This is a genomic window from Undibacterium sp. 5I1, assembly GCF_034314085.1.
Lineage (GTDB): Bacteria > Pseudomonadota > Gammaproteobacteria > Burkholderiales > Burkholderiaceae_D > Undibacterium.
On the sequence record NZ_JAVIWI010000001.1, the window covers coordinates 2,600,794 to 2,624,577 of the forward strand.

At 46.8% G+C, this 23,784-nt stretch carries 23 protein-coding genes and 1 pseudogene; 9 read left to right on the forward strand and 15 right to left on the reverse strand.

The features are described from left to right. Window positions 1-64: 64 nt before the first annotated feature. From erpA to rplM, 6 genes are all read right to left on the reverse strand, one after another. The gene (erpA, locus tag RGU72_RS11490) at window positions 65-415 is read right to left on the reverse strand and encodes an iron-sulfur cluster insertion protein ErpA (RefSeq protein ID WP_322119858.1); all 351 of its coding nucleotides are present in this window, start codon (window positions 413-415) and stop codon (window positions 65-67) included. Between the two features lie 103 nt (window positions 416-518). After that, window positions 519-908, reverse strand: a complete 390-nt coding sequence (locus tag RGU72_RS11495; protein WP_322119859.1) for a polymer-forming cytoskeletal protein — start codon at window positions 906-908, stop codon at window positions 519-521. Between the two features lie 11 nt (window positions 909-919). Then, window positions 920-1,600: a DUF6776 family protein gene (locus tag RGU72_RS11500; protein ID WP_322119860.1), complete on the reverse strand. Its 681-nt coding sequence runs from the start codon at window positions 1,598-1,600 to the stop codon at window positions 920-922. A 48-nt stretch (window positions 1,601-1,648) separates the two neighbouring features. Further along, window positions 1,649-2,686 carry an N-acetyl-gamma-glutamyl-phosphate reductase gene (argC, locus tag RGU72_RS11505; RefSeq protein ID WP_322119861.1) on the reverse strand — a complete coding sequence of 346 codons (1,038 nt, stop codon included), beginning with the start codon at window positions 2,684-2,686 and terminating at the stop codon, window positions 1,649-1,651. A gap of 160 nt (window positions 2,687-2,846) precedes the next feature. Continuing rightward, a complete protein-coding gene (gene rpsI / locus RGU72_RS11510) occupies window positions 2,847-3,239 on the reverse strand; it encodes a 30S ribosomal protein S9 (protein WP_322119862.1) in 393 nt (130 codons plus the stop codon). Window positions 3,240-3,248: 9 nt separating this feature from the next. After that, entirely contained in the window at window positions 3,249-3,677 is a 429-nt protein-coding gene (gene rplM, locus RGU72_RS11515; protein ID WP_322119863.1) for a 50S ribosomal protein L13, read from the reverse strand. Window positions 3,678-4,330: 653 nt separating this feature from the next. On the opposite strand from rplM, the gene RGU72_RS11520 reads away from it, so the two are divergent. Then, on the forward strand, window positions 4,331-4,789 hold the full coding sequence (locus RGU72_RS11520) for an OsmC family protein (RefSeq protein ID WP_322119864.1): 459 nt from the start codon (window positions 4,331-4,333) through the stop codon (window positions 4,787-4,789). Window positions 4,790-4,813: 24 nt separating this feature from the next. Here RGU72_RS11520 and RGU72_RS11525 read toward each other — a convergent pair whose 3' ends face one another. The 4 genes from RGU72_RS11525 to RGU72_RS11540 form a co-directional block, all read right to left on the reverse strand. After that, window positions 4,814-5,725 carry a BPSS1780 family membrane protein gene (locus tag RGU72_RS11525; RefSeq protein WP_322119865.1) on the reverse strand — a complete coding sequence of 304 codons (912 nt, stop codon included), beginning with the start codon at window positions 5,723-5,725 and terminating at the stop codon, window positions 4,814-4,816. An 8-nt stretch (window positions 5,726-5,733) separates the two neighbouring features. Then, window positions 5,734-6,714 (reverse strand): homoserine kinase, encoded by a 981-nt coding sequence (locus RGU72_RS11530; RefSeq protein WP_322119866.1) that lies wholly within the window; start codon window positions 6,712-6,714, stop codon window positions 5,734-5,736. A 30-nt stretch (window positions 6,715-6,744) separates the two neighbouring features. Further along, complete coding sequence (locus tag RGU72_RS11535; RefSeq protein WP_322119867.1) at window positions 6,745-7,248, reverse strand: hypothetical protein; 504 nt, start codon at window positions 7,246-7,248, stop codon at window positions 6,745-6,747. Window positions 7,249-7,641: 393 nt separating this feature from the next. Further along, window positions 7,642-8,379 (reverse strand): TIGR00730 family Rossman fold protein, encoded by a 738-nt coding sequence (locus RGU72_RS11540; protein ID WP_322119868.1) that lies wholly within the window; start codon window positions 8,377-8,379, stop codon window positions 7,642-7,644. 13 nt (window positions 8,380-8,392) lie between these two features. Between RGU72_RS11540 and polA the strand changes: the two genes are divergently transcribed. The 4 genes from polA to RGU72_RS11560 all read left to right on the forward strand — a co-directional run bounded on the left by polA (window position 8,393) and on the right by RGU72_RS11560 (window position 15,238). Beyond that, entirely contained in the window at window positions 8,393-11,209 is a 2,817-nt protein-coding gene (gene polA, locus RGU72_RS11545; protein ID WP_322119869.1) for a DNA polymerase I, read from the forward strand. A gap of 326 nt (window positions 11,210-11,535) precedes the next feature. Further along, window positions 11,536-12,855, forward strand: a complete 1,320-nt coding sequence (locus RGU72_RS11550) for a TRZ/ATZ family hydrolase (protein ID WP_322119870.1) — start codon at window positions 11,536-11,538, stop codon at window positions 12,853-12,855. Between the two features lie 199 nt (window positions 12,856-13,054). Next, on the forward strand, window positions 13,055-13,423 hold the full coding sequence (locus RGU72_RS11555) for a hypothetical protein (protein WP_322119871.1): 369 nt from the start codon (window positions 13,055-13,057) through the stop codon (window positions 13,421-13,423). 18 nt (window positions 13,424-13,441) lie between these two features. Then, the gene (locus tag RGU72_RS11560; RefSeq protein ID WP_322119872.1) at window positions 13,442-15,238 is read left to right on the forward strand and encodes a M14 family metallopeptidase; all 1,797 of its coding nucleotides are present in this window, start codon (window positions 13,442-13,444) and stop codon (window positions 15,236-15,238) included. Between the two features lie 67 nt (window positions 15,239-15,305). On the opposite strand, the gene RGU72_RS11565 is transcribed toward RGU72_RS11560, so the two are convergent. Then, window positions 15,306-15,740, reverse strand: coding sequence for a hypothetical protein (locus RGU72_RS11565; protein ID WP_322119873.1), 435 nt, complete (start codon window positions 15,738-15,740; stop codon window positions 15,306-15,308). 190 nt (window positions 15,741-15,930) lie between these two features. Continuing rightward, window positions 15,931-17,170: pseudogene (locus RGU72_RS21430) on the reverse strand (nucleoside recognition domain-containing protein). A 415-nt stretch (window positions 17,171-17,585) separates the two neighbouring features. Here RGU72_RS21430 and RGU72_RS11580 point away from each other — a divergent pair. Next, entirely contained in the window at window positions 17,586-18,134 is a 549-nt protein-coding gene (locus tag RGU72_RS11580) for a hypothetical protein (protein ID WP_322119876.1), read from the forward strand. A gap of 77 nt (window positions 18,135-18,211) precedes the next feature. Here the strand turns inward: RGU72_RS11580 and RGU72_RS11585 are convergent, their stop codons facing one another. Beyond that, window positions 18,212-18,868, reverse strand: a complete 657-nt coding sequence (locus RGU72_RS11585) for a DUF1345 domain-containing protein (RefSeq protein ID WP_322119877.1) — start codon at window positions 18,866-18,868, stop codon at window positions 18,212-18,214. 224 nt (window positions 18,869-19,092) lie between these two features. On the opposite strand from RGU72_RS11585, the gene RGU72_RS11590 reads away from it, so the two are divergent. From RGU72_RS11590 to RGU72_RS11600, 3 genes are all read left to right on the forward strand, one after another. Next, the gene (locus tag RGU72_RS11590; RefSeq protein ID WP_322119878.1) at window positions 19,093-19,410 is read left to right on the forward strand and encodes a hypothetical protein; all 318 of its coding nucleotides are present in this window, start codon (window positions 19,093-19,095) and stop codon (window positions 19,408-19,410) included. Next, window positions 19,407-20,273 (forward strand): HDOD domain-containing protein, encoded by an 867-nt coding sequence (locus RGU72_RS11595; protein WP_322119879.1) that lies wholly within the window; start codon window positions 19,407-19,409, stop codon window positions 20,271-20,273. The genes RGU72_RS11590 and RGU72_RS11595 overlap by 4 nt, the downstream gene beginning before the upstream one ends. A gap of 109 nt (window positions 20,274-20,382) precedes the next feature. Next, window positions 20,383-21,354, forward strand: a complete 972-nt coding sequence (locus tag RGU72_RS11600; RefSeq protein WP_322119880.1) for a GGDEF domain-containing protein — start codon at window positions 20,383-20,385, stop codon at window positions 21,352-21,354. Between the two features lie 160 nt (window positions 21,355-21,514). Here RGU72_RS11600 and RGU72_RS11605 read toward each other — a convergent pair whose 3' ends face one another. Both RGU72_RS11605 and RGU72_RS11610 read right to left on the reverse strand, forming a co-directional pair. After that, window positions 21,515-22,231 carry an OmpW/AlkL family protein gene (locus tag RGU72_RS11605; protein ID WP_322119881.1) on the reverse strand — a complete coding sequence of 239 codons (717 nt, stop codon included), beginning with the start codon at window positions 22,229-22,231 and terminating at the stop codon, window positions 21,515-21,517. Between the two features lie 161 nt (window positions 22,232-22,392). Then, on the reverse strand, window positions 22,393-23,640 hold the full coding sequence (locus RGU72_RS11610) for an SGNH/GDSL hydrolase family protein (RefSeq protein WP_322119882.1): 1,248 nt from the start codon (window positions 23,638-23,640) through the stop codon (window positions 22,393-22,395). Window positions 23,641-23,784 lie beyond the last annotated feature (144 nt).

Sequence of the window (23,784 nt, forward strand, 5' to 3'; positions counted from 1 at the left end):
AATAATTTTCAGGCGTAAAAAAAGGACGCCGCAGCATCCTTTTTTATCCCAACTCTCGCAAATATTATGCGGAGAAAGAAGATCCACAACCACAGGTTGTTGTCGCATTTGGGTTTTTAATCACAAATTGCGCGCCTTCTAAGTCATCTTTGTAATCAATCTCTGCACCAACCAGATACTGGTAGCTCATTGAGTCGATCAACAACTGCACGCCATTTTTAGTCATTGCGGTGTCGTCTTCATTGATGATTTCATCAAAAGTAAAACCGTACTGAAAACCCGAGCATCCGCCACCTTGGACAAAGACGCGTAGTTTCAGATCAGGATTACCTTCTTCTTCAATCAATTGTGCTACTTTAGCGGCGGCACTCTCACTAAAAATAATTGGTGCTGGCATTTCGGCTACTGCATTCATTTCGTGCTCCTACTGTTCTGACAGGTCTTTATTATAGACCTATATGGTGTTGGGTGTTTCAGTGACGCGGTTGCTTGTACTTAAGCTTAGCGAGTAATAAAGCTTAGCTGTGCGAGGAAGCTAATTTCAATACGGGCTCGCTAGCTTGTTCATGTGTCAATTTACCAGTAACTAAAGCGCCGTTCATCATTTCTAGCGCCTTATAGTGCACATCGCCTGAAATTCTGGCTTTAGGTTGCAACTCAATCAATTCTGAAGAAAAAACAGGCCCGTTGATTTCGCCATTCACAACGACATGACCGGCGCGGACTTCGCCATCAATTTTAGCTTGCTCAGAAATGACCAGCATGCTGGATTCTTCAGGATTAGCGATGACGTTACCGGTCACATGACCATCAATCCGCAGGCCGCCTTTGAAATGCAAATCGCCTTGGATGCTGGTGGAAACGCCAATCAGGCTATCAATCGTATTTTTATTTTTGCGATTAAACATGAATAAACTCCTTACAAATTAATCGACTGCTGAGCGCGTATTTGACCTTTGTCCATCACTTTGGCTTGTAGCGATTTTACCGTTGCGCCTTCTGGCAAAGTAACTACACCCTCTAAACGCTGGTAGTATCTAAACGATAACTTTAGTTTGCCAGCATCGCCCATTTTAGGATCGGGGAATTGCATCATAACAGGTTTGCCAGCCTGTACTAAGGATAGCGATAACTGCACGTCACCAACAAAATCGCGCCCACCTTTACCGCCTTGCATAATCAAAATACGATAACGCATTTGATTTGGCGCAACCATTTCTGCTTTAACTCGCTGCACAGTAATGCCTTCTGCGCCAGTAGCGGATGGCATTAGGCTTTCAAAGAAAGCTAAATCATCTTTTAGTTTCAGATTTTCTGCCGTCAGATTTTTGACCTGATCGGTTAGTTGCTTTTGCGTAGATTTCTCAATATTTTGCTGACTATCTACCGTGTTTACTTGTGCAGCCAGTTTGTCGCGTTCGGCAGTAATCTGTTCTATCTGCACATGTAGTTGCTCAACCTGCTCTGGTTTAATTTTCGGCCCAAACGCAAAACTGCGACCTAAATCGTAAGTCCACAGCGCAACGGCACCGCCTAAACCAAGAATCAAAACGATCAGCGCCGCTTTGATCGTCCAAGGCTGGTCTTGGCGTATCGTCATTTTCGACGCGCTAAGACGTCGTAACGAAGAACGTGACTTAGCCATGCCTTAAGGCAGAACAGCGACGTGCTGTAAGCCCGTGCGTTCATCCAGATCAAACATAATATTCATACATTGCACAGCTTGACCAGCTGAGCCCTTGACCAGATTATCTTGCACCACCAAAACGATCACTGTGTTCCCGTTATTTGGTCTATGCAAAGCCAAACGTAGCATATTTGATGCACGGGTAGACCGGGTCTCTGGATGGCTAGCAAATGGCATCACATCCACAAAAGGTTCATCTTTATAGGCATCAACAAATAACGCCTGTAAGTCTTCATTGCTTATTTCTTGCGTCAGGCGACCATATAAAGTCGAATGCATGCCACGTATCATTGGCACCAGATGAGGCGTAAATAGCAATCCAATTTTGTCGTCTGTCACATATTGTAGTTGCTCGACGGTCTCTGGATGATGACGATGACCCGACACGCTATACGCTTTGAAATTATCGCCCGCTTCAGTAAACAACAAACTGATTTCTGCCTTGCGACCCGCTCCAGAGACACCGGACTTGCAATCGGCAATCAGATTGCCTGCATCAATTACACCAGCCTTTAGCAACGGATAAAAGCCGAGCTGCATGGTTGTCGGATAGCAGCCGGGATTACCAATAACACGTGCTGTTTTGATCGCGGCACGATTCAGTTCAGGCAAACCATACACAGCCTCAGCCAACACGTCTGTGCAACTATGGGGAATGCCGTACCATTTTTCAAACTGATTAACATCTTTTAAACGAAAATCCGCTGCCAGATCGATTACTTTGACACCCGCAGCCAGCAACTCAGGCGCTTGCGCCATGGCGACACCGTGTGGCGTCGCGAAAAATACCACATCGCATTCAGTTAATTTTGCTTTATCAGGGGAAGAAAATGCGATATCAAGATGTCCACGCAGAGACGGATACATGTCCGCCACTGGCAATCCATCTTCCTTACGTGAAGTGATTGCAACGATTTGCGCCTGCGGGTGAGTAGCTAACAAGCGTAACAGCTCCACGCCCGTGTAACCAGTGCCACCAACTATACCTATTTTGATCATCGTATATTCCTCGACAGAAATTTTGTTCGTATTTTAGCAGTAGAACCGACAAAAAATTGTAAATAAGACTCTGACATAAATTAGACTCTTAATACAGTTCCAAATGAAAAAAGCCGCCAGGTAGATAACCTGACGGCTTTTTGAAACAGAGTCCGCGAGATTAACGCTTGGAGAACTGCTTAGCGCGACGTGCTTTACGCAAGCCGACTTTTTTACGTTCAACTTCACGAGCATCACGAGTAACGAAACCAGCTTTTGACAGCTCTGGCTTCAATGTTGCTTCGTAGTCGATCAATGCACGAGTAATACCGTGACGAACCGCACCAGCTTGGCCGGACTCGCCGCCGCCGTGAACGTTGACCATGATATCGAAAGTTTCGAGATGGTTAGTCAATTCCAAAGGCTGACGAATAACCATCAGACCTGTTTCACGAGAGAAGTATTCGTTCGCTGGCTTACCGTTCACAACGATCTTGCCGCTGCCGGTTTTCAGGAAGACGCGAGCAACTGCGCTCTTGCGACGGCCAGTACCGTAGTTGTAATTACCGATCATGGCTAATCCTTAGATGTCGAGTACTTGAGGTTGCTGCGCAGTGTGCGGATGAGTTGCCTCAGCGTACACTTTCAGCTTCTTGATCATCGCGTAACCGAGTGGGCCTTTAGGCAACATGCCTTTAACTGCCTTCTCGAGTGCACGGCCTGGAAAACGCGCTTGCATTTTCTGGAAATTAGTTTCGTAGATACCGCCTGGGTAGCCAGTGTGACGGTAGTAAGTCTTATTCAGAGCTTTAGTACCTGTAACACGCAGCTTACCTGCATTAATTACGACGATGAAATCGCCCGTGTCAACGTGGGGAGTAAATTCAGGTTTGTGTTTGCCGCGCAAACGGAGTGCCACTTCGCTGGCAACACGTCCGAGTATTTTGTCCGTCGCGTCAATCACGAACCAGTCGCGCTGCACTTCGTGTGCTTTTGCGGAAAAGGTTTTCATGATGAATCCTAGTAAGAGTTAAAAACGCCCTGTGTTCTTGGTACTTTGGTGGTTCTGCCTACAATTAATTGACAGACTCTCCCTTGTAACTTCTCTCTTGGGCTAACAGAGAGTCGGAAATTATAGTATTTTCAAGGACTTAGTGCAAGCACTGTTTAAAAAATGAGCAAATAGATCGGCCATATCTTGATTAACCAAGCACAAAAAATGAACAAAAAAAACCCGAAGACTTGGCTTCGGGTTGAATCCACCTAAGGAGGCAGAGGAGACAATTGCGTGGTTACTTAAAAGCAATACTTAAATAACCGATGAGTCAATAATAGAACAATAAATTGTGCAGTGCAAGATAATCTATGTAAATTTTTTAAAAATAGTGCCTTTTAAACTCATTTTTTTACAAGTTTTTTATAGCAGAAGCACTTATTTCTGATTATCGGACTTGGGTGATGATTATGTGCAGCATTTTTTACTATTTTTGCGGAGAAATCCCAAACTTAGCGCTGCGTTACAATGATGCCCTGGTTATATTATTTTAGGGCTTACGCAAAATTGTTCCTGCAAAGCTTAGTGACTGAGGCAGTACGCAAGTATGACTAGTCGCTACAACGCAGCCGGAGTAGTTTTGCGTAAAACCTATATTTTGGAGGTAGCACATGGAAGCAACGGTACGTTGGACTGGTTTATCGGGTATGTCGTTTTTAGCAGAAACGGGCTCTGGCCATGCCGTCATGATGGATGGCGCGCCCGATGGCGGCGGTCGCAATCTGGCACCGCGCCCGATGGAAATGGTGTTACTAGGGACTGGCGGCTGCTCTGCTTACGATGTGGTGTTGATATTGCGTAAAAGCAAACAAGATATACGTGGCTGCGAAGTCAAATTACAAGCAGAGCGGGCAGAAACCGAGCCCAAGGTTTTCACCAAGATCAATTTCCACTTTATCGTTCGCGGTCGTAACTTGAAACCTAACTTGGTGGAGCGCGCGATTAAACTCTCGCATGAAAAATATTGCTCTGCCTCGATCATGCTAGAGAAAACTGCTGCGATGACACACACCTATGAAATCATTGAGGACTTGGACTTAGCCTCAGAGCATGCGCAGCTTGTGGCTTAAACTGGATGTTTTAATTGCCAGGCTTTAATTTCCGCCGGGCTTAGTATGATCAGGGTCGGCAGAATCGCGCTCTGCCGGCTCCTTTGGTGCAGTGTTTGCGGTAGCGTCTGTGACCTGATCGACGGCGTTACTTGGTTTGTCTTGCAGCCTGCCAAAAATCGAAATATACGTCGGATAAAATGAGCAGTACATCACCACTGTCAACATCAGTGATACCGGCAACATAATAATCACGCCTAAAATTGGTTTGCCTACGATAAGGACGATGATTAAGCTCAATACGGTTGGTAACATCACCCCGATTAATAACCAGGACAATCCATAAATCACGAACGCTTTACCAGCGCCACGCACCGCAAAAAAACTGTAAAAAACGGACTTGCCCAAGCCCATTTCTTGCCAAACGATCAGCGGCGCAGCGAACCAAAATGCCATTAATGCGGGGATATACACCACTGCGGAACACAGCATGCCCCAAAACATACCGGGATCCGGCAAACTTTGAGTGTCTTTTGGGTCTATCGGTTTTTGGGTCGTCAGATAATTCCAGAATGCCCCATCGTCAACCAAAGTCGATGCGCCGATTGCCAGCATCGCGGCAAGCAGATAAAGAGAACCCAGCGTCAGCAACCGAGAAAATGCAGGCGAACGAAAACCCAGCAGTAAAAGATTAGGATGAACTCTTTGTCCGTTTTCGATATTGCGACAAGCTTGTAAGAAACTCATGGAAAAAACCGGCACCAGTATCATCGGCAAAAACTGCCCGACGAAGGGAATCAGGCCAATTGCCATCGTCAAAAACATATACGCAAAAAACAGCGTCAACATTTCTACAGGCTGTTTACGGAAAAGCTGAAATCCAGCTTTAACCCAAGCCCACCCCATCATTGGCGCGGGATTGGAATTGGGGGATAACTCTACATTAGGCTGATTCATTGTTTGTGTTACGTGGCGGCTAGGGGTACAGGGATCGGTAAAGGAGGAGCGTTATTGGCTTCACGCAGGCGAAGAATACGCTCAAAATGGCCGGGGTCATGCGGCGTCAGCATTTCAGCGTCACGCGGCAAATAAAAATCATAAGATCGAGATAGCCAAAATCGCAGCGCCGCAGCGCGTAGCATCGGCTGCCAAGCAATTTGCTCATCTGCAGTAAATGCTCGCACCGCATGGTAGGCAGTCAGCAGAGCATGGACTCTAGGAAAATCCAGCTCACCAGTTGCTACGTCAATACACCAGTCGTTGACCGTCACAGCCACATCAAATAACCAGGTGTCGCAACCGGCGAAATAAAAATCAAAAAAACCTGTCAGCCGCTCACCGTCAAACATCACATTATTACGAAACAAATCTGCATGCACAGGTCCGCCCGGCAATGCTTTATAAATCGCGGTAGTGGCAAATGTCTCCTGATAATGCATCTCTGCGCACAGCAGATGCTGGTTAGTCTCAGATAAAAACGGCAATACCGCGGGGGTAGTCTGATTCCACCATTCAAGACCGCGCAAATTAGGCTGGCGTATTTCAAAATCTTTGGCCGCCACATGCATACGCGCCAGCATTGCACCTACTTCTGCGCAATGGGATGCGGCGGGTGCCATTTGCGAACTGCCTTCTAATTTGCTGACAATTGCTGCTGGTTTGCCATGCAAGGAAGAGACCAATTCTCCTTGATCATTTGCAATTGGCGCTGGCACCAAAACACCGCGATCTGCCAGATGGCGCATTAACTTGAGGTAAAACGGCAGTTGTTCAAAACTCAGATTTTCAAAAATCGTCAGAACAAATTCACCTGCATCGGTATTGATAAAAAAATTGCTGTTTTCAATACCCGAGGCGATACCTTTAATTGATAACGCGTTCCCCAATGGGAACTGCGTCATCCACGGACGGAGATCGTCCAGACTTACCGATGTAAATACTGCCATATCAAGAAAAGAGTGTGAGGCTGTTATGAATTATTTTTTTGTGGCTGAATTTATCGATGAGCTTGTCGCCGCAGAAGACGCTGGTGAAGAGACTTTCGGTGCTGGAGGCAAAGTCGGAATCTCTTCCACTTCTTTTGCTTCTTTTTTGCCCCCAAACTCCATTACCTTCCACTGCGCGCCACGGTTTGCATCGCCTTGTACTGTGCCTCGGGGTGCATTGCCAATTTCTGGATTGGCCTTGATGGTGTACTTACTACCAGCAGCAGTCACTTCAGCCTCTGTCACTTTACCGCCCACCGCACGCTTTTCTACGATCTTGCTTGGCGTGCTGGCCTTTGGTCCCGGTTTAATCAGTTTGACTCCGCTATCTGGCGCTTCTTCAATACGCTCTAAAGGTACTGCCGTAGATGCTACTGATGCAGCGGAAGGCGGGGCTGACGAGACTGGCTTAGTCTGTGCCATTGCGCTAAAAGGCAAAAATACTGCACTTAAGCAAAACAAAACGAGCGTAGATGGCTTGGAAAATTTTTTCATGATAGTCACTTCAGGCTTGTGGAATCGTGCTGCCATTGTAGCAAAGGGCTGCAACTACTCACAGTTATATCCAGATTATCTGGCAAGGATTTAAACGACAAAAATACCAAGAGACCATAATCAAGGTACCTAACTCAAGCCGACAACGCTGACATATTTCAGAACTAGGATAGCAATATGAGCAATCGCCATCAATGCCAATAACAAGCCAAAATCAATATACTCCCCCATTATTTTCATAAATATGTCTTATAGACCAATAAATCTCTGGACAATTAAATATACTAATATGGAGTATATATTTTATCGAATCAACACATTAGCCAGCAATGCAACCCGCAACGCACGCAGTATCTACCATATTTAATGCTGTTGTCGATCTAACACCAAGACCTACAAATACAGCATCTTCTGCCGCTCTTCGTCCGAAGGTTCAATATCTCTTGCCTCATAAAACGCAAAAATCGCGTCCACGATATTGGCAGGCTCGTCAATCAATTGCACCAGATTTAAATCGCTTGCGTCTATGGTGCCATTGCCGACTAGCTGGGTTTTAATCCAATCCAGTAAGCCACGCCAAAAACTGCTACCGACCAAAATCACCGGAATATGCCGAGTCTTGCCGGTCTGGATCAATGTCAGCACCTCGGTCAATTCATCCAAGGTACCAAAACCGCCGGGGAAAACCACATAAGCATCGGCGTATTTTACAAAGGCGACTTTGCGTGCAAAAAAATGCCGGAAGGTCAGCGAGATATTTTGCCAGGGGTTATTTTTCTGCTCATGCGGTAGCTCAATGTTTAAGCCCACCGATGACGATGCCCCCTCAAAGGCACCTTTATTAGCCGCCTCCATAATCCCCGGACCACCGCCAGAAATCACCGCAAAACCGGCATCCGATAAACGCCGCGCCAGATCGACGCACATCAAATAATCAGTATGCTCAACCGGCGTTCTGGCAGAACCAAAAATCGTCACGGCGGGACCGACGCCCGAGAGACGTTCGGTAGACTCAATAAACTCTGCCATAATCGTGAACATATGCCAAGATTCGCGCGCTTTGAGCGCCGTGGCTTTTTCGCCGTTGACCATTTGGCGCAACTTCAATATCCTTTTTCCGCTGTCACTCATTACCATTATCCTTATGCAAAAAACCTTGTTATTAGTCGATGGGTCCAGCTACCTATACCGCGCTTTCCATGCCATGCCCGATCTGCGCAATGCGCAAGGCGAGCCAACAGGCGCGATCTACGGCATGATCAATATGTTACGCCGATTACGCTACGATTATCCGGCCGCCTACATCGCCTGCGTGTTTGATGCTAAAGGTAAAACCTTTCGCGACGACCTCTATCCAGAATACAAAGCACAACGCGCACCGATGCCCGACGACCTGCGCCTGCAAATTGTCCCCATTCATGAAGCCGTCACCGCCATGGGCTGGCCGATACTAATGGTCGAAGGCGTTGAAGCAGACGACGTGATTGGCACCCTCGCGGTAGAAGCGACATCACGCGGCATGAACACCATCGTCTCGACCGGCGATAAAGATCTGGCGCAACTGGTCAACGCTAATGTCACACTGATCAACACCATGAGTAATGAGAAGCTCGATGAAGCTGGTGTCATCGCCAAATTTGGCGTACCGCCAAACCGCATCATCGATTACCTCACCTTGATTGGCGATACCGTCGATAACGTACCAGGTGTCGCCAAATGCGGACCAAAGACTGCCGTTAAATGGCTGGCAGAATATGACAGTCTCGATGGCGTCATTGCCAATGCCGATAAGATTAAAGGCGTCGTTGGCGACAACCTACGTCAGGCATTAGACTGGTTGCCGCAAGGCCGGGTTTTGATCACCGTCAAAACAGATTGCGACTTGTCGGCACAGCATATTTCCATCGACGAATCGCTAGTCGCCAAAGAAGAGAGCAAAGAAGCCATGCTCGCCTTCTTCACACGCTATGGTTTTAAAAGCTGGCTGCGTGAATTATCGGGCGATCCAACTGCCGGTGCAACGCCACTCAAAACAGCATCCAATACAAACAACGCACAAGCGGGCTTGTTTGGCGATGAGGCTAGCAACGCGACTTCTGCAGCCTCATCTACAGCCTCAATCACCAGCCCTGCTGAAATTCCGGCAGCGCCCGCAGTAACTCAGTACGACATGATTCTGACCGAAGCCGCGCTGGATCAATGGCTGGCAAAAATCAATCAAGCCGCCCTCACCTCTGTCGATACCGAAACTACGTCGCTAGAGCCGATGACGGCGCAAATGGTCGGTATCTCTTTATGTTGCGAACCGGGATTAGCCGCTTATATCCCGCTAGCACACAGCTACCCCGGCGCACCGGCGCAACTCAGTCGCGAGGTGGTGCTGGCAAAACTCAAGCCATGGTTAGAAGATGCCAGCAAACTCAAGGTCGGCCAAAACCTCAAATACGACAGCCATATCTTCGCTAATCACGGTATTCATTTACTGGGGATACAACACGACACGCTGCTGGAATCTTACGTATTTGAATCACATAAGTCACATGACATGGACAGCCTGGCCTTGCGCCATCTGGGCAGAAAAACTATCAGCTTTGAAGAAGTCTGCGGCAAAGGTGCGTCGCAAATTTGTTTCGATCAAGTTGATCTGGAACGCGCTACACAATACGCGGCAGAAGATGCCGATATCACGCTGCAACTCCATCTGGCGATGTGGCCACAGATAGAACCCGATGCCAAACTCACCCGTATTTATCACGAGATCGAATTGCCGACCTCTATCGTATTGCAAAAAATCGAGCGCAACGGTGTACTCATCAACAAAGATTTATTAGCCACACAATCACATGAAATTGGTATCCGCTTACTAGAGCTGGAACAAAAAGCCTACGAGCTGGCAGAGCAACCCTTCAACCTAAATTCACCCAAACAATTAGGTGAAATTTTCTTCGTCAAACTGGGTCTGCCCGTCGTCAAAAAAACGCCTTCCGGTGCGCCGTCGACCGACGAAGAAGTCTTACAAAAACTGGCAGAAAATTATCCCCTGCCCAAAGTATTGCTCGAATATCGCGGTCTCGCCAAACTCAAATCAACCTATACCGACAAGCTGCCAAAGATGGTCAACGCAAGCACCGGTCGCGTCCACACCAACTACGCACAAGCAGTCGCCGTCACGGGCCGCCTAGCGTCGAACGATCCCAATCTGCAAAACATTCCCGTACGCACCGCAGAAGGACGCCGCATCCGCGAAGCGTTCGTGGCACCGACCGGCAGCCACATCGTCTCTGCCGATTATTCGCAAATTGAGCTACGCATCATGGCGCATATCTCTGGCGACGCCAGCTTACTTAAAGCCTTTGCCGATGGCGAAGACATACACCGCGCCACCGCGTCCGAAATTTTTGGTGTCACACTGCCAGAAGTCACTAGCGAGCAACGACGCTACGCCAAGGTTATCAACTTTGGACTGATCTACGGCATGAGCGCGTTTGGTTTAGCAGGTAATTTAGGCATAGAGCGCAACGCCGCCCAAAGCTATATCGACAAATACTTCCAACGCTACCCAGGCGTCGCCCAATACATGGCCGACACCCGCACCCAAGCCAAAGCCCAAGGCTATGTAGAAACCGTCTTCGGCCGCCGCCTCTGGCTAGCAGAAATCAACAGCCCCAATGGCCCACGCCGCCAGGGTGCAGAACGCGCAGCGATCAATGCTCCGATGCAAGGCACCGCTGCAGACCTGATCAAGTTAGCGATGATCGCCGTACAGGATTGGCTAGAGACTGACCAGCTCCAATCCAAAATGATCATGCAAGTTCATGATGAATTAGTGCTCGAAGTACCAGATGCAGAACTAGAATTGGTGAAACGCAAATTGCCAGAATTGATGGCGAATGTCGCAGAACTACGAGTGCCGTTATTGGCGGAAGTTGGCGTGGGAAATAATTGGGAAGAGGCGCATTAAAGCTGGAATAAGCTGAAGCGGAACTTCCAGAAACCCTTTGATTTAGATGGAGCGCCGGGCCGAATTTGCAATAAAGCGATGCGATCAGCTCAAGCAAAGATTTTTTAGACCGTCCCGAAATCAGTACCCTAATAATAATGCGGCTGTTGGAAGTATTTCGTGCCAACAGCCGCATTATTATTTGGGATACTTAAAATTACTTGGTGAGTTAACCAAGGTAAATAAACCTACCAACAGACACGCAATATATGTTACTTACAGCTCCATAAGTTATTCGTCATCCCGCTATAATCAACGGTAATTACATAAGCTAATACGCTAATCCCATGACAAAAATCACCTGCCTTTATCCGCACTATCTGATACCGGTTGAGCCACGCGCCACCGTGTTGACTCAACACGCCTTGGTGATGCAAGACGATAAAATTCTTGCGGTGTTACCTGCAGATCAGGCGCGCCAGCAATACGCCAGCGCGAAGCATCTGGAGATGCCAGAGCACGCCATACTGCCTGGCTTGATCAATCTGCACGCCCACTCTGCGATGAGTTTGCTGCGCGGTCTGGCGGACGATTTATCTTTGATGGATTGGCTTAACCATCACATCTGGCCAGCAGAGAAGAAGCATGTCTCGGATGAGTTTGTGTTTGATGGTAGCGTGCATGCGATGGCGGAAATGATCCGTGGTGGCACAACGACGGTCAACGATATGTACTTCTGCCACGAGGCGGTGGCGCGCGCTGGTGCACACACCGGTATGCGCACTATTGTTGGTTGCAGTATTTTAGAATTCCCTACGGTATATGCCAATGATGCCGATGAATACATCAGCAAAGCGCTGGCTGCACGTCAGTCATTTGTCGGGCAAGCCGGCATCAGCTTCCGCCTTGCGCCGCATGCACCGTACACCGTAGCCGATGAGACTTTTAGCAAAATCATTGCGCTGTCTGAAAAACTAGGTATCGATATCCATTGCCATATTCATGAAACTCAGGACGAGGTCGATACCAGCCTCAAACAATACGGCATGCGTCCGCTAGAGCGCTTGCATCAGCTAGGACTCCTAAGCCCTGCCCTGATCGCTGCGCATGTGGTGCATGCCAACGATGCCGAAATCGCGCTACTGGCAAGACAAGGTGTACATGTCGCTCACAATCCTGCCAGCAATCTTAAACTCGCCTCTGGCTTTGCCCGTGTGCATGATATGCAAACAGCGGGTATTCAGGTTGGTATCGGTACCGATGGCGCAGCCAGTAACAACAAGCTCGATTTGCTAGGTGATCTGCGTATGGCAGCGCTGCTGTCCAAAGCACAATCCGGCAACCCAACCGCACTCAATGCCAGCATCGCACTGGAAATGGCAACATTGTCTGGTGCCAAAGCATTGGGCATGGATCAGCAAATCGGTAGCCTGGTCGCAGGCAAACAAGCTGACCTGATCGCCATTGATTTGTCCGCAATAGAAACGCAACCTCTGTTCGATCCGATATCGCAAATAGTCTACGCCGCTGGGCGAGAACAAGTCAGCCACGTCTGGGTCAATGGCAAGTGTCTGATGAGCGACAGAGTATTCTGCGATTTGCAGATGGATCAGTTATTAGATAAGGCACGTTGGTGGCAGAAAAAGATCGCTGTTGCTACGGTATAAAAACAACGGTTATCTGTAGGGTGTGCCATCCGCACCAACAGCTTTGTATAGCAAGATCAAATTGCACAGCGGTGCGCATGGCGCGCTCTACTACTAAAAACTTATTCACATCGCCCAATTTACGCTACCTACCGAACAAGCTTAGCAACTGATCCGCAATAAGTAACAACGGCAAATATTCTAAATCAGAGGAAAGTCTGTGAAAAAAATCTCCCTCCGCTTCGCTCTAATTTCTCTCATCTCCTTCAGCGCTTCCATAGCAGCATCGGCTGTGCATGCAGGTGACTCGGATCTCTGTAAATCCATTTGTGCATCTGAGAAAAAAGAATGCCGCGCCAACGCAGATACACAAACAAAATTTGATACTGACTCAATGATCACCGCATCATCAGGTAGCAGAAATCCAAATGACTCAAACCATGATCGCTTAGCCGATAGGATCCGCAATAAAGAAGTCGCAAATAAGGATTTTATGAATCGCAAATTAGAGCGTTATCGGGCATGCGACGATAAAAATCTTCAATGCATCAACACATGTACTAACACATCCTCTGCACCTAAAAAATAACTCCCAGAAAGTGATCTGATGTTGATGTCTTCACGCCTCTTGTTTTGCCTGCTGTCCGTCGCTACGTTATCTGTTACAAGCAATACAGCCAATAGCGCGGCACCGCTTAAGAATAATCTGACTACACTCTCTGAACGTTCTGGCTTCGTCAAAACAGGACGTTATGATGAAGTCATCGCGCTCTGTGCAGAATTCCAGAAAGCCTATCCGTCTGCTGTGCGCTGCACTGAGTTTGGCCGTACACCGGAAGGTCGTCCGATGCTGGCACTGATCGCCTCACGCACAGGGGCATTGACGGCAACAGAAGCACAGCAGCGCAATATTCCTGTCGTGCTGATACAGGGTGGAATACATGCGGGTGAAATTGATGGAAAAGATGCCGGTTTTTTAGCGCTGCGCGAGGCTTTAGAAAACACTGCTGCCAAAGGCGCACTGGATAAGCAGGTACTGATTTTTGTTCCTGTATTTAATATCGATGGTCATGAACGCTTTGGTCGATGGAACCGGCCAAATCAGCGAGGGCCAGAAGAAATGGGCTGGCGCACGACCGCACAAAACTTCAATTTAAACCGGGATTACGTTAAAGCCGATTCCCCCGAAATGCAGGCAATGCTTAAGCTGATCAATGAGTGGGATCCACTTGCCACGGTTGATTTGCATGTGACCGACGGCGCTCAATTTGAACATGATATTTCGATACAAGTAGAGCCGGTCAATTCTGGCGACACCAACTTACGGGCATCTGGCAAACAGCTACGCGATGCGGTGATTACCGATCTGGCAAAGCAAGGTTCTCTGCCATTACCGTTTTATATGTCGTTTGAAAAAGAGGATGATCCGCTCTCTGGCTTTGCAGATAATGTACCGACAGCCAGGTTTTCACATGGCTATTTTGTATTACGCAATCGCTATGGAATGCTGGTAGAAACGCATTCCTGGAAAGACTATCCAACCCGTGTCCGCATCACGCACAACACCATCATTTCTGTATTCAATCAGATTGCATTGCACGGTGCTGAATGGCGCAATTTAGCCATCGCCGCCGATGCAAGAGCCGCCACCTTGGCGGGCAAACAAGTGGTCGTCAGCTATGCCACTACTGATAAAACCATCCCTATCGCCTTTCGCGGCTATGCTTACGAGCGAACACCATCGACTATCTCTGGCGCACTGATGACACGCTATGATGAGACCAAACCACAAATCTGGAATGTGACCTTACGTAATGAGATCGTGCCCAAAAACATCGTCACCGCACCGCAGGCAGGCTACCTGGTCAGCGCCGCGTATGCAGATGCCATCGCACAAAAACTGACTCAACACGGCATCCAATTCCGGGTACTCAAATCTGGACTAGACAGCGCAAGGATAGAAAGCCTGCGTGCAGATAAAGTCAGTTTCACTGCCGAATCATTTGAAGGCCACCAGATACTTACGCTAAAAGGTGCATGGAAAACCGAACAACGTACGCTGGCGCCAGGCAGTCTGTTTGTACCCATCGCCCAAGCCAAAGCCAGATTAGTTATCGAATTGTTCGAGCCCAGCGCACCCGATGCGCTAGTCAACTGGGGCTGGTTTAATAATGCCTTCGAACGTAAAGAATATATGGAAGCCTACGTCGCCGAAGAAGTCGCCCGTGAGCAATTAGCCGCAGACCCGGCATTACGAAAAGAATTTGAACAACGCCTCGCCAGCGATGCCAGCTTCGCAAAAAACTCTGTCGCCAGATTAAATTTTTTTGCGCGCAGACATTCTTCCTGGGACGAACGGTTTAATTTGTATCCGGTGTTTAGAACGGCGTTGGTACCGCAGTGACGGGCTCTCAGTAATGGATTAGATTCAAACAAATTAATGAGTTGGGATTGCAGCTAAAGCAATGACATCAATATGGCGACTGCCCCCAATTCAAAGCAAAGCTAAATACCACCAGCAACACATACGGAAACGCAACCGTCGGGCGTAGTGCCTGACTTGCGTATTCCATTAATAAGCCAACTACGCCTTTACGTTCTTTCAACCATTCGGTATGTAATTGGAAGGCGGAAAAATCCTCTTGAGGCGGCTGCTTCATCATCGCTTCTATCCGCAGAATACGATTACTCAGACGCGCTTGCGAAGTCCTGACGATGGCTTCCTGCAGGCACATCAACAATAATAATCCGACGATCATCGCTACACTAAAGTTAAAAACGGCAGTGGCAATAAACAAGGCGACGGCACAAAGTTTGATTAGTAGACAGCTACGTTCTAAGGCTTCGATATTATTTTGCAGGACAACCCATTCTTGCTCTAATGAGGTATTGTTTTCTTCTGACATGCTGGCTTCCTTTTTTTGCTTACGGGGATAATAAAACCATATACTCCCCATTATTTTTCATAAATATGCTCTATTGTCCAAATAATCTATGGACAAATTAAAATACATACCAGGAGTATATACATTTACGCTCTATGACTCCTGATTGATTTATGCATACAACATTCTATTCACTGTATTAAAAATTGATCTAGTGAAAAAATAGATATGCCACAAAAATCGCTGCAACAATGCCAGCAAAGTCGGCGAGCAAACCGAATGAAATCGCATAGCGGGTTTTACGTATGCCGACCGATCCGAAATAGAGAGCGACAATATAAAACGTAGTATCGGCAGAACCTTGGAACACGCAGGCAAGGCGACCGACGAAGGAATCGACACCATAGGTTTTCATCACATCAACCATCAGAGCGCGCGATCCACTACTGCTGAGCGGCTTCATCAATGCAGTTGGTAAGGCGGGCGTAAAGTCGGTGTTGATACCAAGGTGCGAGAAGACCCAATTAAATCCGGCGACAACAAATCCGAGTACGCCAGCGTTGCGCAAGGTGCCAATCGCAACCAGCATGCCGACTAAATACGGGATGATGGTGATCGAGGTTTGTATGCCGCCTTTGGCACCTTCGATAAAGGCTTCATACACGTTCACTTGCTTGCGCATCGCTGCCAGCATAAAACCGACGATGATACCGAACAGCAGAAGATTGCTGCTGAGTTTAGAAAAGACTTCAATCTCGGACCGGCTCATGCATTGACTAAGGGTACCAGACCAACAAAATAATAAAGGCACTGATCCCGCCGAGCCAGCCCAAGACAACACGATTCAATAAATTAATACCTTGTCTGATGGCGACCGCGATTAGACCAACGATGGTAGCGACATAAGTAGCGATCATGCAGGGGATAAAAATATCCGAAGGGTCGTGCGCACCCAAGACCGCGCGTTGCGCCATGATCGCCAGTGGTATCAGCGTCAGGCCGGAAGTGTGCAGGACCAAAAACATGATTTGCGCATCGCTGGCCTCGTCCTTATTTGGATTTAGGCTTTGCAGACTTTCCATGGCTTTTAAGCCGAAGGGGGTGGCTGCATTATCTAGCCCTAATAAATTGGCAGAAAAGTTCATCACCATATGCCCGTTGGCCGGGTGATCTTTGGGCACACCTGGGAGAATACGCTGAAAAAATGGTGCGATGATCCTGGCAATAAAGTTGATCGCACCGGCTTTCTCGCCGATGTTCATAATACCCAACCAGAGCGTCATGATGCCTGCCAATGGCAGAGCAATTTCCATCACGCCGATGCGGGCGGATTCAAACGTGCCGTCGATGATGCGCTTAAATATTTCGGCATCACCCAACAACAACCATTGTCCTAGCGCGGCGATAAAGCTGATGAAAAAAAATCCGGTCCAGATGTAGTTGAGTGCCATTTTTTGAGTCGTAATGTTGGGACGTTATGTTGCCAAATTATGTTGATAAGTGATGTTGGAAGCTAATCAAAAAACTAAAAATAATTTCATTTGAAAAACTCTATTGCCACATTCAAGTGCCAAATTCAGCTCAGATTTAGCGCTACCCATACAAGCACTTTGTATCATGAAACACAAGGGCATCGCCTGAATTTTTCGATCTGCATTGATATCTAAATTGATCGCTGATTTGATGACTACAAATCGGTTTCCACATTTTATAAAGACGGTGAAGCGTATCGGTTATCACCGCCAACAGCTTATAGTCAGATACATTTTGTTGCATCTTTTTTGAGAAAAATACACATCTTTGTCAGCTTTCTTGTTGCTCAGTTCGTTGTAGAGGTGTAGTTAAATTAAAGAAAAGGTGTTCATCATGCGTACTATTACTTCTTTCAACATGCTGGCAAAATCGCTTGCATTCGGTGTTCTTGTTGTTGGCGCAGGTATCAGCGGCACGGCTTCTGCACAAGATCGTGATTGGAATCGCGGTGGATGGCATCAACCACAATACAGACACGAAGTAGTTCGTAACTATAACTATGTGTATTACCCAGCCCAACGCGTGTATTACTCACCCAATAATGGCAACTGGTTTTGGGCGAATGGCGGGAATTGGCAAGCAGGTGCGCGCTTACCTGGCTATTTAAATGTTGATCTGCGCCTTGGTGGCGTACCTGTGGTGTTGGGCTCTGATCGCCCTTATATGCAACACGCTTATGTGGAGCAAACTTACGGTCAGCCATGGCGCACGGCGCATTACCAACACACTTACTATGACAACCGCTACGATCACCGGGATGGTCGTTGGGACGGCTACCGTGACGATCACCGCTATGAGCGCCATGAGCATGATGACCGCGACAATTATCGTGATCGGCATGATACTAACCAACATGGTGACGAGCGTTACCATAGTCGGTAATTTATAACTAACTAACTAACGCACAACTGGCAGACAATGTTCAAGGACCAGTGTCAGCATCGCCGTCAGGAATAGAGTCAATTACCGACCAGACTGGCTGCGATGTTGATTGAGAAACCGACAATCGCGACATTAAATAAAAAACTTAATACGGACTGTCCTAATACCGTCTTACGCATTTGGCGTGTCATTACACTGACATCCGATGTTTGTACTGCCATAGCGATGGTGAATGAAAAATATAGAAAGTCCCAGTAGTCAGGATTTTTTTCGTCATCGGGAAAACGTAAAGCGGGATGTCCTTTGGGTGAGCGATAAAACACTAGCGCATAATGAAACGTAAAAATCATCGCAACTAAACACCAGGAGCCAAATACCGTCATTGCGGTGAGTATATATTTGAGAAAACGGATGTCAGCAGATAGTCCCTTCATATTCGACAATTCAAAAATAATGGCAACCAGACTGGCAGTTGCAGCGACCGACAAAATCACCAAAATAGCGACCGCACCTTCATGCTCTTGCTGGGCAATTTTGTTGACACTGTCGTGATTCGCGCAGCTCATCAACCAGCCCATCAAAATCAGATATCCCCATACGGCGACGTTCCAGCCAAATAGTGCGCGGGTCATCCAATCAAAATTAGCGGGAAGTAGAAACGTGACTAGCAAACCTAAAAAGAATGTCAGGCTTAACCGGGGGCGTGTATGTATAAAATTTTTAATTGAGAACATAAGAGAAATAAGGCATTCTTGAAAAACGTCGTTGCGATAGCGCGCATTAGTGCGAGGCAAATAATATAACAGTGGGCAGATAAGTAATGTCGATAAAGTAAATGCGGATGTTTCCACTCAAACATACCTGCCGTAGTATATTAGAGCTTGTGCTATCAGGAAAAACAAAATCATGTGCGTCGGGTGAAAATTTATTGCACTAAAGACATCATCAAATCTCTATTATGACTAAGCGACACCAATATTTACCTCTATCAAAAATCACTGCCGGCAGAGTGCTAGCGGCTGATTTGCTTGACAAGCAGGGACATGTTTTGCTGCCCGCAGGCGTGACCTTGTCGGAGTCGATGTTAGTTTCTATCGCACAGCATCATGTTCAACAATTGTCGGTGATAGCAGACGACTTGCCCGAGGTCGATGATGCGAGTGTCCAAAAAGCAAAGCTGGAACGTCTTGATCAATTATTCAGACACACACATGGTCATGCGCCAACGACGATCTTGTTTGACTATATGCGCGCCTATCGCGATGTAACGCCATGACCCCTGATCAACCCTCACCCAGCAGCCAGCATTTGCTCTTAATTGATGTAATTAAACACATAAAATCTTTGCCGACTTTGCCCGCAGTGGCGCAAGAAATGTTGTCCAATTTAAATGACGATGATATTAGTCTGGACACGATTGCAGAAAAAGTGTCGCACGACCAGTCACTGACCGCCAGCACGCTTCGGTTAGCAAACTCGTCAATGTTTGGCAGCAATTCTAAAGTAGTGACATTGCAACAGGCTGTCAGCATGCTGGGTATCAGGCAAATAAAAAATTTAATCCAACTCACGGCAATCGCAAATAGTTTTCCAACGTCACGTTGCAGGAACTTTGATTTTCAGGCATTTTGGCGACATAGCGTGGCGACGGCAGAATGCGCTGAACTGATCTCACGCACGCTCTCGATGAAGCACGATTTTGCTTACACCGCGGGCTTATTGCACGATATTGGCAGACTGGTTTTAGTGACGCGTTTTCCAGCACAATATGAGCAAGCGATTCTGTATAGAGAACAAGAAGATTGTTATTTGCTGGAGGCAGAGCATGCAGTCATGAATATTGATCATGTCACCGCAGGTTTGGCACTAGCAGAACATTGGCAATTTTCTGAAGCGATCCGAGATGCGATTCGCGGACATCATGATCCAGAAATAGAAGGACTCAATTCGATTGCGGCGATTGTGCATGTGGCAAATGCAATCGTCCATGCGTTAGATATCAGCCAGGTAGAGGATGATCTGGTACCGTTAATATCACAGATGGCATGGAACACCTTAGGCTTAGATAAATCAGATTATCTAGCGATATTCCGCGAGACTGAAATGCGTTTTGAGGCCTTAGACGGTATTTTATTGTAGCTTGTAATGAGTTACTTTTAGTACGTTGTTTTAGCTATGGTCGTAACATAATTTTAGCGTTTTTTGATAGAAATTCATGTACTTGGAAAAAACCATTTTGGAACAGTTAATGCAATTCGGTGATGCCGATTATCCAATAGAGAGCATCCATTTATTCCGCGATATTTCTCCGGAAAACCATCAGTTAATTGAAGATATTATTCAATACTGCGCCGTAGTTAAAGCCAGAACAGGACAGGTCGTTTTGGATGCTCACAGCTCTGGTGCACGATTATATGTTGTACTTAAAGGCGTACTGGGAATCACGCGACAAGACGCCAACAGCAATCAATTAGAAACCGCAATTACCCAATATCTGCCGGGTGAATGTGTCGGCGAAATATCGGTATTAGATGAAGAAATTCATTCCGCTACTATCAGCGCCTTGGCCGATAGTGAGTTGCTGGTGATAGAAGCTGAAACTTTATGGCGACTGATTGATGAGTCGAATGGTGTCGCAAAAAATTTATTGCAGCTACTGTCTTTCCGTATCCGCGCAGCCAATGCACAAATTCGTAACCGGCAAAAAGTAGGTGAATTTTATCGTCAGCTTTCTATGGTTGATGGTTTGACTGGATTACATAATCGCGCCTGGTTAAATAGTCAGTTGCCAAATATGGTGGAAAGCGCACACGCAAGCGGCAATCCGCTGAGTATCATTATGGTAGACCTTGATCATTTCAAACGATTTAACGATGATTACGGTCACTTAGTAGGTGACGATGCGCTACAAAGCGCTGCCAAAGTAATGAATGCTGGATTACGCCCTACTGACTTTGCAGCGCGATACGGCGGTGAAGAGATGATAGTGATTTTGCCTGAAACCAATCAAAAATCTGCGCTACTGGTTGCAGAGCGTCTTTGCAATCGACTGCGTAAAACTAAAGTATTTGCAGATACGCATAAAGCGCTGCCGCATATTACCGGATCGTTTGGTCTAGCCAGCTTAGAAAAGGGAGAAGACGCAACGGCTTTGATCTCCAAAGCTGACGCGGCGATGTATCGCGCAAAAGAACAAGGACGAGATAGAGTTGCGCTTTAACACTACGCGTTTCCTTGAAGTAATTAGGTTTGATTGTTACTAAACTTAACAGGCTTAACATTAATAAAAAAGCTGCTGATAAAGTTTGTATCAGCGGCTTTTTTTACACATACAAGCGAAACTAAGTCAGATAAATAATAGTGACTTAAGCTCTAAAAGCTTAGAAGTGGTAACCCACACCAAAACTAATTCCAAGTGGATCAAGTTTGATATTTTGCGTTTGACCAGTTGAAAAATGTGCCGTCGTTTTCAAGAAAGTCTTAGTCAAGGCGAAGTCAGCAAACCATTTTTCGTTAATGGCATAGGTCGCACCTAACTGCGTCGTAATACAGAACTTGTTATCCATTTTAAATGTCGTTGGATTTGGGCTACCAGTATTAGTCAACGCTGTCATTTGACCAGAACCTGTTTCCTTTTGGAAATAAGAGTAGGTCAAACCAAGTCCGGCATAAGGGCGAATTGTAGATTTAGGTTCGAAAAAACGGTATTGCACAAAAATAGTTGGCGGCAACGCCTCTGTTGTGCCAATTTTTCCAGTACCAGCAATCGCACCCGCACCTTTTAGATCAAACTTATAAGGAACACCAAGGGCCAATTCAGCGGAAATGTTGTCGGTAATCATGTAACTACCGACAAAAACGGGTTCGGTGTCCGTTCCAACATCTGCTTTTGTACCTGGCAAAGCTGGAGCACTTAGATCACCACTATCGACTTTTGGCTTTAGCTGATTAATACCAACTTTAGCGGACCATGTGCCTGCGCTTTGGGCAGAGGCTGCGGCACTAGCTGTAAGTGCTAAGATCACCGCCGCAAAATTAATCGCACCTTTGAAACATTTACTCATATTGTCTCCTAATCCTTTTGATTGATGGCACATGATGTCACCATCTAAATAGTTCGGTTATTTTTTTAGCGCCGCTGACCACTACAACCAGATTCTGATAGTCTGAATTACAAAGCTGGTTTTACTATCGGCATTGCTTGAGTTGGTCAGCATTTAAGAGCGGAATCCACTCTTCTACGCTCAATCACGAGCGCTTACAACCACCCTCTAACAACCATTTCTTTAGAAACATAGCGCGCCAATAACAGATAACCATAGGGTGTCGGATGAACAGTATCCGCATATTCGTAGTTGTCAACGTTTGCTGAAATTGTGTTTGACTTGTTGCATACGAGCGATGAGCCTAATGCATTTTTCGCAGCGCTCAAATCACAAGCGGGGGTAGTAACATTTGTTAAACCATAGATGGCAGGATTTGCAGCCTGGTCACGGTTGACTGTGTATGCATCAACATACAAAACGCTAGCGTTACCATCTAAACCCGCTCTTAACTGAGCATTAAAAGTCGTGACCATTGTGCTGATCAGACCTTGAGTCGCAGTATCAGAACCTAAGCCAAGTGGTGTTTGGCTAATATCGGGTAAATTGACAACAGTTACATATTTTGCACCCTTGCCAACGATTAAAGTTTTGACGTAGCCGGCCAATTCTGCTCCTGCAGTACCCATCGCCGTAACAACAACAGGTGCATTGGTTTGCACATACGCTGCTGCTGCTGCTGCGCCTACTGTTGGCGTCAATGTAGCAATAGCGGCTGCTTGGCAATTACTAGCTTGCGCATCTGCAGGAACGCACTTGCCGCTCTTTATATCGAGTGCAATTTGTCCAGGAACTGCCGCTGTGACCGCTGCAGTTGCAGCAGCAGTTGCACCACTAGATAGCGTAGCAAGTTGAATGAAAACATCATTACCACCAGCCATTACGAATACGATTTCGTCGCCTTTGAAACTACCGCCATTCAAAGCTAGATGGTTTTGGATTTGAGTAACAACAGGCACGGTCAACTGACCCAAAACTGCGTTGGAGCCACCTAATAGTTTATTGCCTGGGCCAACTGGGTTTGTTACGCGTGCGCCACCTTGAGCATAAGAAGTGCAACCAGCATGGTTGACAACTGGAACGCTAAAACCTTGTGACGCCAAACCGTTTAAGCCTGTTTGTGCAGGACATGGTGCTGGCAAACCTAATTGCGCAGCCATTAACTCTGTCCAGTTTTTTGCGTTATTTTTACCGGTAGAATCAACGTCATTAACGTTGTATTTACCACCTTTTAATGCGGCTACTGTACCAACCGCATAAGTACCAACGTCACTTAAGCTGTCGCCAAATGATACTTGTGAGCTGAATTTGATTTTAGTGGTTTGATCACCAGCGCCACCGCCACCGCAGCCGGCCAGAACGGCAGCCGCGAGCAATGCCAGTGCAAAATTAGATTGACGCATTTTGTCTCCTAATGGAAATATTTTTAATAACAAAGTGAACGGTCGTGCTAGTCACCGCGTGGCTAGTATGTCATCACGTATATTAGATGAATAGAGAAAGTTACAATATTAGAGTAAACACTCTTGAAAAAACAACGTACTCTA